This is a genomic window from Croceibacterium mercuriale (genome assembly GCF_000802385.1).
Classification (GTDB): domain Bacteria; phylum Pseudomonadota; class Alphaproteobacteria; order Sphingomonadales; family Sphingomonadaceae; genus Croceibacterium; species Croceibacterium mercuriale.
Genome location: NZ_JTDN01000001.1, coordinates 364794 through 377450 on the forward strand (window position 1 = coordinate 364794; position 12657 = coordinate 377450).

A 12657-nucleotide genomic window follows, 5' to 3' on the forward strand; every position below is an offset into this window, starting at 1 on the left:
ATCAGCTGCCCACCGAGCCGGCGGCGTTCTCGCCCTCATACGCCTCGACAATGCGGCCCACGATCGGGTGGCGGACCACGTCGCCGGCGGAGAAGCGGGTCACGCCGATGCCTTCGACCCCTTCCAGCCGGGTCACCGCATCGGCCAGGCCGCTGTGCGTGGCGCCGCCGGGAATGTCGATCTGCCGGGGATCGCCGCACACCACCATGCGGCTGTTCTGGCCGAAGCGGGTGAGGAACATCTTCATCTGTTCGCGCGTGGTGTTCTGCGCCTCGTCTAGGATCACGAAGGCGTCGGCCAGCGTGCGGCCGCGCATGAAGGCGATCGGCGCGATCTCGATCTCGCCGCTGGCGATGCGACGGTCCACCTGTTCGGGCGGCATGCAGTCATACAGCGCGTCATACAGCGGGCGCAGATAGGGATCGACCTTCTCCTTCATGTCGCCGGGCAGGAAGCCGAGCCGTTCGCCCGCCTCCACCGCCGGACGCGACAGGATCAGGCGCTGGACGCTGCCGGTGATCAGCTGGCTGACCGCCTGCGCCACCGCGACATAGGTCTTGCCGGTGCCCGCCGGCCCCAGGGCGAAGATGATGTCGCGGCTGGCGAGTTGCCGCATGTAGTCCGTCTGCATCGCGGTGCGCGGCACGATGGTCTTGCGCCGGGTACGGATGGAGATCGGCGGCGCCTTGGCATCGCCGGTGATGATGCCGTCCAGCACGGGTTCGTTGCTGAGGCCGATCAGCGAATCGATGGTGCCGGTGTCCACGGCCTGCCCGGCCAGCATCCGTTCGTGCATGGCGATCAGCACCTGCCGGGCGCGGGCGACATCGTCACCGGCCCCTTCGATCACCACGCGATTGCCGCGGGCGGCGATGAACACGCCCAGGCGGTTCTCGATCTGCACCAGATTGGCATCGAATTCGCCGAACAGTGCGCCGAGGATCGCCTGTTCGTCGAACAGCACCTCCGCCCGCTCTCGGCGTGCCGCATCACGGCGGTCTTCCGGGTGGAACCCCAACGGGTCAGCGACGGAGTTTCCCCCGGCGCGGTGTGGTTTTCGTGCCATGCGCTCCCTTCAGGCAGGTCGGTCGGATCCAAGATTATGCCGCGACCGCCCGCGTGCAAGAGCATCGCTGAACGATCGGTGGATTGTCACGCGGCTGCCATGCGGCGGGATGCAGGGGGTGACACCGAACGGCGGATCTGTTCGCGTATGGCCAGGTAGTCCAGCAGGTCGTCCGCGACGCCCGCCGGTAGCTGCGCCAGCAGCCGGGCCAGTGCGTTCCCTTCCGACAACAGGCGGGAATCGCACGGCTTTCTGTAGATCGCCGCCGGGCGGCCCTGCCACAGCCGGACATGGAACGGGCCGGACAGCGCCAGCGGCCGCCGCTCCGCACCTGTGAACTTCCAGCCGGCCTGTGCCACCCCCCGCACCGCCGTATCCCACGCCGCGCGAAACGAGCCGGCACCGGCATGGCGGCGCAGGCGATAGGCGGATTCCCGCGACAGGCCGAGCGCGGCGGCGGCGCGGCGCACACAGCCGAACTGCGCCAGCAGACCGATGAACCGCGCCTGCCGCCCCGGCGTCCATCCGTCACGACGGGTGCGCAGCGGCACCGGCAGGAACGGCGGCAGCTTGAGCCGGGCGGTCCACGGCCGGCTGGCGGGACGCTGCGACACGGGTTTGCGCGGGCGGGCGGTACTGTTGCGACGATGGCTCATGCGCGCGGCACTAGGCGGGGCGCAGGTGAGTAGGAAAACGGTTTTGCCGGGCGGGGCAGCCGGTTCCGGCGGATTGCAGACAGGCAGCGTCCGGGCGGCTGGACTGCCACAATCGGCGGAGGACCGGGCACGTCTTGCAGCACACTGCCGTCGCCTGCCACAGCAGCTTCCCACCCTGACTTAGCATGCTATGCTACCCTGGCCGACCGGACCAGAACCGGCGGCCGGAGAGGTGGAGCATGATGAAGGTTGTGTTTGCCAGACAACGTGCCGGTCTTCTGTCGACGATGGTTGCCGCCGGCGTCCTCGGCAGCACCACTGTCATCGCGCAGGAGGCGGCGCCGGTCCCTTCGGGCGAGGCCGAGCGGGAGATCGAGGTTACGGGGCAGCGCCTGCCCACGGCAGAAGCGCCACGTTACGCCATGTGCGAGGTGCTGGCGCGTGATCCGCACTTCAGAGCCGTTCAGGATGCTCTGAACGAAATGGGCATGCCGGGTGTCCCGCTGCTTGCCCGGACGCGCCTGCCGCGCAATCCGGATTGGAACGCTCCTCCGTTGAGCCCGCCTGGATCGCCGATCCCGGAACCTGACGGTCGGCGTTTCGGTGAGTCGCGGACCGACCCCGGCACTACGCTGGCCACCGCTGACCTGAGCAACCCGGACCAGCAGTCCGATCCGTTTGGCAGTGCGTTCAACAGCTGGGCGGAAGCGATCGCACAATGCCGCGCGGCGTATGAACCGGGTGCAAGCTCGCTCATCCAGCAAGAAGATGTTTGGCGCAACTCCGCCGACCGATCGAGCAGCGGCCTTCGCCCCGGGTTCATCGTTCCCGTGTTCAATCCCGGAAGGTTGATCGCGAACGACCGGACGCTGCCGACCGCATTCTGGCTGTTCGATCAGGGGCGGTACCAGGAAGCGCAGGCGTGGTTCCGCCGCGCACATCGCCGCCTGTCATGGCGCACCGGCGGGGAGGAGGCGGCCCTGTTCATCGGCAAGATCAACCTGCTGGCACCCGGCGACTGGACCGATCCGGAGGAAGGCGTCCGATGGCTGAAGAAGGCCGCGAAAGCCCGCTTCAATCCTGCGCGGGACCTGCCGGTATTCGATCCGCAGCAGCCCGAACTGAACACGGCCGTGGGCGAGGCAGCGGTCATCCTGGGCAATCTGTACCGCACCGGCTTCGCAGGTGTGGCACCCGACATGGAGGAGGCGCGCCGCTGGTACGATCGCGCGCTGGATGTCGGACACCTGGCGGCGGCACAGGTGCTGGGCGACATGTCGTTCGATGGTGTAGGCGGCGAGCGGGATGCACGGCAGGCGGTCCGCTATTACCGACAGGCGGCCCGCTTCGGCCTGCCGGCAGCACAATATGCCCTCGCGCAGATCCTGGAGTTCGGCGATGACGGCGTGCCCAGGGATCTGGACGAGGCGCTCGGCTGGTATCGGGAGGCGGCCAATGCCCGGCATCCCGGTGCGCTGTTCGCCCTGGCCCTGGCCTTTGATCGGGGCGAGGGCGTGCCGCGCAACCTGGATACCGCTCTTGCGTTCTACAAGGATGCCGCGCTTCTGGGGCATGGGGGCGCCATGACGTCGCTCGGCACCTTCTTCCACCAGGGCGAGGGCGTGCCGCAGGACCTTGCCGCGGCGCGCGAATGGTTCGGCCACGCCGCGGTGCGCGGTGATCGCGATGGCATGGTCAACGTGGCGGTGATGTTGCTGAAGGGCGAAGGTGGCCCGGTCGACAAGGTGGCCGCATGGCAATGGCTGACGCAGGCGGCGGAGGCACAGCATGAACGGGCGCCGCTGATGCTGGCGACCCTGGAGGCGCAGATGACGCCCGAGGAGCGCATGTCACCCGGAGCGACCGTCGGCAGCTGACCGGACCACCCGCCGTGCCGGCGCGGCGCGCGGGATGGTGTCCGGTATGGTGATCGTCAGACGGCGCTACGCAGCTGTACCGGCTTCTTCCCGTCGGGCAGAATGTCCCGGAGATGGGCGTGAACCATGTCCGCGGTGAACGGCTTGGACAGGAACGTTGCTTTTTCCGGCATGTCGCCGGCTTCGGGACTGATCTGACCGCTGGCGATGACGATCTCGATCCAGGGATAGTTCTCGGCAACATGCCTCGCCAGAGCAAACCCGCTGGTGTCACCCGGCATCTCGACGTCCGAGAAGAGCAGCGTGATGGTATGGGCGTATTCCGGCAGCATCAGGATCGCGGCGTCGCCACTGCTTGCCTCGTACGTACGGAACCCTGCCTCTTCGAGGATGTCGGCGACATCCAGCAGGATCAGCGGGCTATCATCTACAGCGAGGGCGTAGGGTGTGGTGGAGGTGGCCATTTCGCCCTAACCGCTCAGCGGCAGCAACGCTCCGGCATGGGCAAACCTCCGGACAGATTGGACGGAGATTGCGGGACGCATCCTGCCAGCGACGTCATGCCCGTACCCTCAGGCATTCGCAGGCGAGGGATGAAGCATGTTGAACAGGCTAATTTGTATATGCGAGCAGAAGGTAAATAGAACGGTTTTAGAGTGGCGTAATTGTCCGAGTTAAGGTGTAGGGCATAAAATATGGGCATAGGTGTCGAATGCTCTATAGGTGACGCTGTTAGCCCGGAACCTTGCCAGATCAGGTTGGTTTAACATCTGCCTTGGGAGTGGTCGCCTTATGGAAAGATTTTATACGCATGTCTGCAAGGGCTGGGATTGTGCGATCGATGTGGAGGGGGAGATGCTTGCAGATGCGAAGGCAGCCTACCAGAGTGCTGCCCAAGGAGCGCGCGCTCTTGTTGCCGACGAGATTGCGATTGGACACAATGATGTCGATCTCGAACTCGTCATTACGAATGAGTGCGGGATAGCCGTTGCCCTGCTGCCGGTAACGGCGCGAACGACGGGGCTCCCATAACCCCGAGGGGCTGCGCCGCTGCCTGGTGACCTGGACGGGACGTGCCAGCGTTGACTCACCGGACATTGCATGGCGCCCCGCATCAGCCTGCGCGGCAGCGATCTGTACGATCAGACAGTTAGCGGAGCGAACACCAGGGACTGGTGGAGGGAGACACCCGCGGTCACCCCGTCGGCGGCGGCCCAGGTGGCGTTGTGGGGGGCGCGCGCAGCATCGCCGGCGGCATAGACGCCCGGCACGCTGGTGAGCTTGGCCGCATCTGTGCGGATCACCGGGCCGAACGGACCATCATCCACCGCGCAACCGAGCTGTTCCGCAATGGCGCTGTTGAGCCTGGATCGGGGGGCGAGATAGAGCGCATCGAGCGCGACCTCGCGCCCATCCGCCAGCATCAGCGAGGACAGCGCCGACCGGTCCCCACGAAGCGCCAGGACGCGTGCCGGTTCGATCGCCACGCCACGCTGCGCGAGCTTCGCCCGCGCTTCGGCGTCCGGTATCTCGCCGCCATCAAGGAACAGGGTCGTCGGGCCCCAGTCGGCGATGAGCAGCGCCTGATGGGCCGACATCGGCATCGTCAGCAGTACGCCGAGACGTTGGTCACCGTATTCGAACCCATGGCAATAGGGGCAGTGCAGCACGCTCTTGCCCCAGCGCTCCGCCAGGCCGGATATCTCCGGCAGCACGTCCGCGATGCCGAAGGCCAGCACCAGCCTGGCCCCAGTCAGCGTCTCGCCACCTTCAAGCCGGACCTCGAACCCGCCGGGGATGGCTGCCGCATTGGTGGCGGCGCCGGCCACGGTCCGGACGGTCGGATAGCGCTCGAGCTGCGCCCGCGCCTCGGCAATCATGACCCGGGGTTCGGTACCATCCTGGCCGAAGAAGCCGTGCGAAGCATCGGCGAAGCGGTTGCGCGGCATGGCGCTGTCGATGACGCAGACGGAGCGGCGCGCCCGGGCGATATGGATCGCGGCGGACAGACCGGCATAGCTGCCGCCGATGACGATGGCGTCATGCTGCATGAACAATCTCCAGATCGATGGATTGGCCGCTCGCGACCATGCGGGCGTGGAAGTCGGCGCTGAGCTGCGCCAGCGTGACCGCGCCGAAGCGGTCGAGCAGCATGGCCTCGGCATCCCTGAACGCGTCGTCCAGCGCGGCGTTGACCGCCTGTTCGACCAGGCATCCGGGCGCCTCGGTACGGTTGCCCAGCGCGAACAGCTCCGGACTGCCCAGGGCGGCATACACGTCCCGCAGGGTGATCGATGCGAGGTCACGGGCGATGGTCCAGCCGCCGCCATGCCCCTTTTCGGAGCGGACGAAGCCGGCATCGCGCAGGCCGGCCAGTATGCGCCGGATGACGACCGGGTTGGTCTGCATGGCTCTCGCCATCATCTCCGATGTGGCCGGACCATCAATCTCGGCCATGTGGAGGAGGACGTGCAGCACGCCCGACAATCTGCTGTCCCGCTTCATGAAACTTCATATGTTGCGTGACAGGGGAGATTGCAATCCCTGACATGCATCAGAAGCCGAAACATCGCCGGCCGTGGTCCCGAGCGCGGCAGCCGAGCCCCGGAACCGGGCCGGGATGACTTTACTTGCTGTTCACATAGATGATTGTTGTGCGGGCCAGGCTTTCGCGGGGCTGACCATCGGCGCCGATCGCCGGGTTGTAGCGGGCATACCGCTTCATCCCGTCACAGGCCGCCTCGTCCAGTGCGCGCGCGCCGCTGGTGTTCACGACGGTGCATGCAGCCACTTGCCCGTTCACGCCGATCGTCACCTGGACCCTGACCCGGCCGCCCGTTGGCGCGGGAGTGTTCGTCCGGGGAAAGGACTCCTGGATCTTGGCCAGCCATCTCTCCTGATCGTGCGGCGATGCGGGGCGCGCAGGATTGGCGGAAGGCGATGCAGCTGCGATCGTGAGCAGGGCCATGCCGGCGAGACACAGGCGCATCTGTTCAGCGGTCGGCTTGTAGCGACAGTTCTTCCCAGTCGCCGATCCGGTCGACAGCGAAATTCTCGTCCTGCTTGCGGTTCAGGCAGTAGCCGTTGAGCTGGCCGCCCACGATGCGCCAGTTGCCGACCGTCCGCTGACAGGTCAGCCCGTGTTCGTCGGTATAGGCAAACCGGATGAGGTCGCCCGTCTGGCCATCCTGGAAGCGCAGCTGCCGGTCGCCGCCGCGCCGCCAGCCCGACTGGGTTGGCCCGGACGCATCCTGCGCGGCCGCCCCGGCGGCGGTCGCTGGCCGATCCGCTGTCGTTGCCCGTCCACCTTGCCGCTTGTCCCAGGCATCCTTGCCCTTGTCCCACAGCGACTTGGCGACGCGCTGCGCGCGCTCATCCTTGGCGAGCATCGTGGCGGCAGCGATCAGCGTCTTAACTGGCAGAGCCATCGTAGCATTCAGCCTTCAATGTGTTCGTGTCGCGCCAGGCGCGATTTCTTCGATTGTCACCGCCAGCGGTCCGACAGGCAAGCGTACCAGTTACAGCATCGCTATGCGACCTTTCGGCTCAGCTGACCATCGCCTTCAGTTCGATGGCGCGGGGCGAGAGCGGCACCGATGCAGGCAACAGGGACAGCACATGCGCGGTGAGCGGCACGGCACCGAGATTGGCTGCGAAGGTGAGGAGGGACCCGCGAAAGGTGAAATCCAGATTGACGGTGCCGCGGGCCTGCCGGACATCGACGCATTCGATGTCGACGTATCGCCGCTCATGCTGGCGAATGACGCGGAAGCGGATGCCGTCGGGTCCGATCACCAGCAGCGGTTTGGCGTTGTTCGCCGCGATCGCATACCACCACGGGAAGCCGCGAACACCGGTAAAGGTCGCCAGTACGGGGATGGTCGCCGCACCCGCCTGATCGACAGTGATGTTGGCGACGATTGCCCGTTCGTAGGCGCGACGACCCAGCCGCAAGGACAACCAGGCCATCCCGCGGAACACTGCATACATGGTTGCTGCGAACGCCAACAGCTGGACGATGAAGATCATCGCGGCGCCCACAACTGCCCACACCGTGTCGGGGCCTGGGTCCGGATCAGACGTGGCCGTCCGGGCGATCGGGTCACATGGCCCGAGATAGCGGTTTGTAGCCTCCGAACGCTGGGTCGGCTGGATCTGGGCGCCCGACTGTTGCAGGCGGGTCTGCATCAGGGTCCGATAGTGCCGGTCCAGATCACCCGACAGTTCGCGCCGTATGATCAGCACCATACCCGGCTGCCCGGTCTGGCAGCGGGCGCTCGCAGCAAATCCGGTAGCCGTCTTCCTGACCTCGTCAGCATCGCAGTTCGCGGGCCATTCGTTCAGGAGCCGCAACGGTGCATCATGGGCTGCACATGACCGGATCGGCTCGGCAGCAGGGGCTCCGGCGACGCTGATCCGCGTCTCCCACAATCCCGCGCGTTGCGCGTGGCAGACCGCGGGCACGCAGGTCAGGCAAAGGGTCAGCAGCCAGAACGATCGCGCAGGTAGGAAGGCCGGGAGGTTCACAGCAGGCATGGCCTGTCATGGCCTATCAGCCTTCCTGATCAAGGCGAAACCACGAATGGCCCGTGGCGGACGTCACGGGAAAGCTGGTTTGAACGTTCAGGCGGATCGATCTCAGTCGCGCTTCGTGCCCGTGCCGGCGCCAGCGGGTGCATGATCGGCCATATGCCCGTACACCGCCGTGCCGAGCTGGCGGATCTGGCGGTTGAGGTCAGCCAGTGCCGCCGGTGTCTCACCAGAGGCGGTCAGCAGCGCGTCCCCGAGGCATCCGGCGCGCGCGCGCAAGGCCTGCCCCTCCGGCGTCAGCGTGACCACGACCTGACGTTCGTTCTGCGGGTTGCGCGTGCGGCGCAGCAGTCCGGCTGCCTCCAGCCGTTTCAGCAGCGGGGTCAGCGTGCTCGATTCCAGCGCGAGTTCATCCGCCAGACCACCCACCGTGCGTCCGTCGGAACGCCACAGCACGTTCAGCACCAGATATTGCGGATAGGTCAGGCCCAACCTGTCCAGCAGCGGCTTGTACATGCGCTGGATCGCGATCCCTGTCGTGTAGACGGCAAAGCACAGCTGGTCCTCAAGCGGGACCGGCCCGGCAGCATCAACCATTTCAATTCCCTGCACCTGAATATCATCATTGCATATCGCGATAATACTTTATTATGCAAGGCCTGAACGGAAAGAGGCTGCCCATGTTGTCGACGATGGATCGGAGCGGAAAGCTACACAGGTAAGCCGTGCACATGCGCCTGCCATCCTGGGGTAGCGGGCGCGGGCAAGATCCGGGTGTCGGCAATGGTGCCGCCTCCGGAGGTTCACATGGAAGCTACCAATCTTGCAACAGGTGCGGCGGCAGGGGCGGGGCGTCGATGCCGTTGCCGGCCGCACCGTCCGCCACGCATCGGCGACGGCGGATCAGCGCAGCTGAACAACCCGGCCGCAGCCGGCACCCGGCCCGACACGCAGCCAGCTGTGCATATGCCGTGTGACGTAGCTCCAGCGCCCGCGCGCGCCATCGCGGCAGCGAAGCTCGATCGCGCCTTCGACGCGCGGCATCGTGTAGAAGATCCGGCCGGGCAGGTGATGCAGGGGCTGGGTCGTCCCGCCACTACCGGTGATCGCGGCGGAAAGGACGTTGCCCGACCGGTCGATCACCACGGCCGATCCCATGATCCACAGCATGGCACCGAGCAGCACCAGCGAGGCGGCGATGGCTGCAGGGATGATCCGTGTGCGAGCCGGCCTCAAGCAGCTGTCCTCCGCACGCGCAGCAATCTGGCGATGGCGATCGTGCCCAGGCCTGCCGTGATACCCCAGAAGGCCGAGCCGATGCCATACAGCGTCAGGCCGGACGCGGTCACCAGCAGCGTCAGGATCGTGGCATCGCGGTGCTCGCTGCCCTTCAGCATGGCCTCCAGCGCGGCGGTCAGGGTCGGCACGATCGCCAGTCCCGTCAGCACGGCGATGGCCGTGTGCGGCAGCGCCAGGAAGGTGCGGACAAGGGCGGGGGCGAAGATCGCCAGCAGCAGATAGAAGCCGGCATAGATCAGGCCGACCCGCCAGCGCCGCTCCTTTGCAGGATCGGCATCGGGGCTGGTGCACAATGCGGCGGTGATCGCCGCGAGATTGACCGCATGGGCACCGAACGGCGCCGCCGCCACGCTGGCCAGGCCCGTGCCGACCACGAGTGGGCCGGGGCGGGGGGAGTAGCCGGCCAGCTGCAGCACGGCGATGCCAGGCAGGTTCTGCGATACCAGCGTGACCACGAACAGCGGCAGGGCGATGCTCAGGATCGCGCCGGCGTCGAACGCCATGCCGGCCGGGACCAGGCTGCCGAAGGTGGCACCGGCCGGAAGTTCGCCGAGATCGCCGCGGGCCAGCGTCAGGGCGACACCCACGGCCAAAACCAGCAGCAGTGCATACAGCGGCACGCGCTGCCGCGCCGCCACGAAGATCGCGCAGAGCAGCAGGACGAAGAACGGGTCGGCATCCGCCTGCCGGAACGTCTCCAACCCGAATGGCAGCAGGACGCCCGCCAGCATCGCGGAAGCGACCGGCGGCGGGATCGCCCCCGCCAGCCGGCCCAGGAACGGCACCGCGCCGAACGCGACGCCGATCAGCCCGGCCAGCGCGAATGCTCCGCATGCGACCGGCCAGGATGTCGGCGGTGCCGTGACCAGCAGTGCCGCGCCCGGTGTCGACCAGGCCAGCACGACCGGGATGCGCAAGCGCAGCGACAGCGCTCCGCCCGCGACAGCAATCGCCAGGCACAACGCGGTGATGGCAGATCCGGTCTGCTCCACCGTGGCGCCCATGCCGCGGATCGCCTGCACGACCAGCGCGATCGTGCCGCCAAAGCCCACGGCCGTCGCCACCAGGGCGGATGTCCAGGCCGAGAGAGGGGGCAGGGTGTCGCGCATCGGGGCTGGTCCGTAGCAGGGCATCGGGGAAAGATGGAGGGCGGCAGATCATCGCACGATACCTGCCGCCCCCGCCGGCCGGAGCGGTCTGTCAGCGGGCCGCGGCCGTCTCGCTGCGGGCGGCGCGGTCGATCACCTGCGCGATCACCGCTGGCTGGGTCATGAAGACCGCATGGCTCGCCTTCACCTCCGTGACCTCCGCGCCGATCCGCGCAGCCATGGCCTGCAGCATGCGCTGGTCGAAGGCCTTGTCGTCGGTCGGGATGATCGCCCAGCTGGGGCGGGTGTGCCAGGCAGCCTGGGTCAGCTCCTGCGTGAAGGATGCCATGTTGATCGGCACCTGGGAGTCGCGCAGGAATGCGGCATCGGCGTCGCTGGTGTCGGCGGCGAAGCCGGCCTTGAACATGGCGGGATCGATGTAGCCGAACCCGTCACCAGTGGTCTTGATCACGAATTCCGGCGGCGTGGTGTAGCCTTCATACAGCTTGGCAGTCGTCTCGCCGGCATCGGGGGACAGGGCGGAGACATAGACCAGCCCGGCGACGTTCGGGTGGACCCCGGCCTGGGTGATCACCGTGCCGCCCCAGCTATGCCCGACAAGGATTGCCGGGCCATCCTGCTGGTCCAGCGCGCGCGTCGTTGCGGCGACATCATCGTCCAGGGAGGTCAGCGGGTTCTGGACAAAGTGACGCGATAGCCGCGGCTGGTCAGGTCGTCATATACGGCGCGCCAGCCCGAACCATCGGCAAAGGCGCCATGGACCAGGACGACGTTCTTCACGCCGTCAGGAGTGGCTGCGCTGGTCTGCTGGGCCTGCGCGGCGCTGGTCAGGGTGGTACCCGCCAGGCCGATCGCGGCGAGGGCAAGGGAAAGGTTCATGATCTTGCGGAACATCGTGGTTCTCCTTCTGCGTCGGTGAGGGTTCAGGCGGTCAGGTTTGGGCGGACATCCAGCCCTTCGCGGGCGGGATGCGAATATGGACAGACGCGGTGCGCCTCGGTCAGCAGGTCCTCTGCAACCTGCGGCTCCAGGCCAGGCAGCGACACGGACAGGCCCACATCGGGGCCGAAGCCGCCACCGTCGGCGCGGGCGCCGATGCCGACCTGCGCGGTGACCTTGCTGTCGTCGGACAGGCTGATCTTGCGGCGGCCAGAGATGAAGAGGAGCGCGCTGAGGAAGCATGCGGCATAGCCACAGGCGAACAGCTGTTCCGGATTGGCACCTGCGCCGCCCGATCCGCCAAGCTCCTTCGGGGTGACGAGCGCGAGGGTGAGCGAGCCATCATCGACGCTGACGCTGCCCTCCGGTTGCGGAGGCACTGGTGTGATAGAGGGTGGTCATCATCTCGCTCCTTCTGATCGTGTCTGTATTGCCGTAAAAGATATCGTGATAACAATCAGCTTTGTCCGGTGTTTCTTTGCCTGATCGTTCGTGGCGAGACCCGGACGGCAATTCGTCAGGCTGGAAGCACCGCTGTCACGCCGACCGCCTGAGCGGTTCGTACGTCCGTCGATATCCTTCCGGACCGACGAACGGCGGGGACATCCTGTCGGTCATGCGCTGCACAAGGGCGATCCTGGACCGGCACAGCGCCTCGAACTTGGCCAGAATAGCGGGGATGGCGCGTCCGGATGCCAGCAGGCCGCCAAGGCTGATGGTGTCTTCCACCCCCAGCGCTTCAGCTCTTGCCGTCATCCCTCATGCTGACGGCGACGCTGCAGTGGATCATCCTGCCGCGACTCAACCTCAAGTCGAGGCTGCGGCCCTTCTACAGCCTGGTCGCGTCAATCACCGTTGAGGAGCTGGGCCATGTCGAACTGGTATTTGCCGGCGTGAACATGCTGGTCAACGGCCCGGATGGTGATGACACCGACGATGGCGGCGATTTGTCGATGACGATGGCCGAGACGCGATGCGGCCAGCTTCCTGTCCAGCGGTGGCGGCGTGCCGCCGAGGCCCAACATAGACCTGAGCAAGATCCCCGAATGCAAGAAGTACCTAGCCGAGGGCTCGCATCACCGGCTCTACATGTGAAGCCCGGACGACTACAAGGAGGTCGCCAGCATCTGGAGCAACGACGAGGTCGCGTTGCCGGGCGATCCGCCGGGCGCGCTGGAGGT

Annotated in this window: 18 protein-coding genes; 2 read left to right on the forward strand and 16 right to left on the reverse strand. The window is 66.7% G+C overall.

What is annotated here, in order from left to right:
- Position 1: 1 nt before the first annotated feature.
- Together PK98_RS01730 and PK98_RS15870 are read right to left on the reverse strand one after the other, a co-directional pair.
- Complete coding sequence (locus PK98_RS01730) at positions 2-1066, reverse strand: PhoH family protein (RefSeq protein WP_039093821.1); 1065 nt, start codon at positions 1064-1066, stop codon at positions 2-4.
- A gap of 86 nt (positions 1067-1152) precedes the next feature.
- Positions 1153-1722: a hypothetical protein gene (locus PK98_RS15870; RefSeq protein ID WP_052207882.1), complete on the reverse strand. Its 570-nt coding sequence runs from the start codon at positions 1720-1722 to the stop codon at positions 1153-1155.
- Between the two features lie 239 nt (positions 1723-1961).
- Here PK98_RS15870 and PK98_RS15875 point away from each other — a divergent pair, with 239 nt between their 5' ends.
- Positions 1962-3599, forward strand: a complete 1638-nt coding sequence (locus PK98_RS15875; protein WP_161792388.1) for a tetratricopeptide repeat protein — start codon at positions 1962-1964, stop codon at positions 3597-3599.
- Between the two features lie 56 nt (positions 3600-3655).
- Here PK98_RS15875 and PK98_RS01745 read toward each other — a convergent pair whose 3' ends face one another.
- Complete coding sequence (locus tag PK98_RS01745; protein ID WP_039093823.1) at positions 3656-4063, reverse strand: response regulator; 408 nt, start codon at positions 4061-4063, stop codon at positions 3656-3658.
- A gap of 328 nt (positions 4064-4391) precedes the next feature.
- On the opposite strand from PK98_RS01745, the gene PK98_RS01750 reads away from it, so the two are divergent.
- A complete protein-coding gene (locus PK98_RS01750; protein WP_039093824.1) occupies positions 4392-4631 on the forward strand; it encodes a DUF6894 family protein in 240 nt (79 codons plus the stop codon).
- A 110-nt stretch (positions 4632-4741) separates the two neighbouring features.
- Here the strand turns inward: PK98_RS01750 and PK98_RS01755 are convergent, their stop codons facing one another.
- The 13 genes from PK98_RS01755 to PK98_RS17320 form a co-directional block, all read right to left on the reverse strand.
- Positions 4742-5650, reverse strand: a complete 909-nt coding sequence (locus tag PK98_RS01755; protein ID WP_039093826.1) for an NAD(P)/FAD-dependent oxidoreductase — start codon at positions 5648-5650, stop codon at positions 4742-4744.
- The gene (locus PK98_RS01760) at positions 5640-6104 is read right to left on the reverse strand and encodes an Rrf2 family transcriptional regulator (protein ID WP_039093828.1); all 465 of its coding nucleotides are present in this window, start codon (positions 6102-6104) and stop codon (positions 5640-5642) included. Before PK98_RS01760 ends, PK98_RS01755 begins: the two co-directional genes overlap by 11 nt.
- Before the next feature lie 121 nt (positions 6105-6225).
- Complete coding sequence (locus tag PK98_RS01765) at positions 6226-6588, reverse strand: energy transducer TonB (protein WP_081995992.1); 363 nt, start codon at positions 6586-6588, stop codon at positions 6226-6228.
- A 4-nt stretch (positions 6589-6592) separates the two neighbouring features.
- Complete coding sequence (locus PK98_RS01770; RefSeq protein WP_039093830.1) at positions 6593-7027, reverse strand: hypothetical protein; 435 nt, start codon at positions 7025-7027, stop codon at positions 6593-6595.
- Positions 7028-7145: 118 nt separating this feature from the next.
- Entirely contained in the window at positions 7146-8126 is a 981-nt protein-coding gene (locus PK98_RS15880) for a DUF3617 domain-containing protein (RefSeq protein ID WP_152608508.1), read from the reverse strand.
- 111 nt (positions 8127-8237) lie between these two features.
- A complete protein-coding gene (locus PK98_RS01780; RefSeq protein ID WP_039093832.1) occupies positions 8238-8726 on the reverse strand; it encodes a MarR family winged helix-turn-helix transcriptional regulator in 489 nt (162 codons plus the stop codon).
- 306 nt (positions 8727-9032) lie between these two features.
- Positions 9033-9365, reverse strand: coding sequence for a hypothetical protein (locus tag PK98_RS01785; RefSeq protein ID WP_039093834.1), 333 nt, complete (start codon positions 9363-9365; stop codon positions 9033-9035).
- Positions 9362-10537, reverse strand: a complete 1176-nt coding sequence (locus PK98_RS01790; RefSeq protein ID WP_039093836.1) for a benzoate/H(+) symporter BenE family transporter — start codon at positions 10535-10537, stop codon at positions 9362-9364. The genes PK98_RS01785 and PK98_RS01790 overlap by 4 nt, the downstream gene beginning before the upstream one ends.
- A 91-nt stretch (positions 10538-10628) precedes the next feature.
- A complete protein-coding gene (locus PK98_RS01795; protein ID WP_200885001.1) occupies positions 10629-11207 on the reverse strand; it encodes an alpha/beta fold hydrolase in 579 nt (192 codons plus the stop codon).
- On the reverse strand, positions 11204-11431 hold the full coding sequence (locus tag PK98_RS17255; RefSeq protein WP_200884956.1) for a lipase family protein: 228 nt from the start codon (positions 11429-11431) through the stop codon (positions 11204-11206). The genes PK98_RS01795 and PK98_RS17255 overlap by 4 nt, the downstream gene beginning before the upstream one ends.
- A gap of 29 nt (positions 11432-11460) precedes the next feature.
- Positions 11461-11856, reverse strand: coding sequence for an Ohr family peroxiredoxin (locus PK98_RS01800; RefSeq protein WP_268745931.1), 396 nt, complete (start codon positions 11854-11856; stop codon positions 11461-11463).
- Between the two features lie 157 nt (positions 11857-12013).
- A complete protein-coding gene (locus tag PK98_RS01805; protein ID WP_039093838.1) occupies positions 12014-12232 on the reverse strand; it encodes a hypothetical protein in 219 nt (72 codons plus the stop codon).
- 89 nt (positions 12233-12321) lie between these two features.
- Positions 12322-12501, reverse strand: a complete 180-nt coding sequence (locus PK98_RS17320) for a hypothetical protein (protein ID WP_039093841.1) — start codon at positions 12499-12501, stop codon at positions 12322-12324.
- Positions 12502-12657 lie beyond the last annotated feature (156 nt).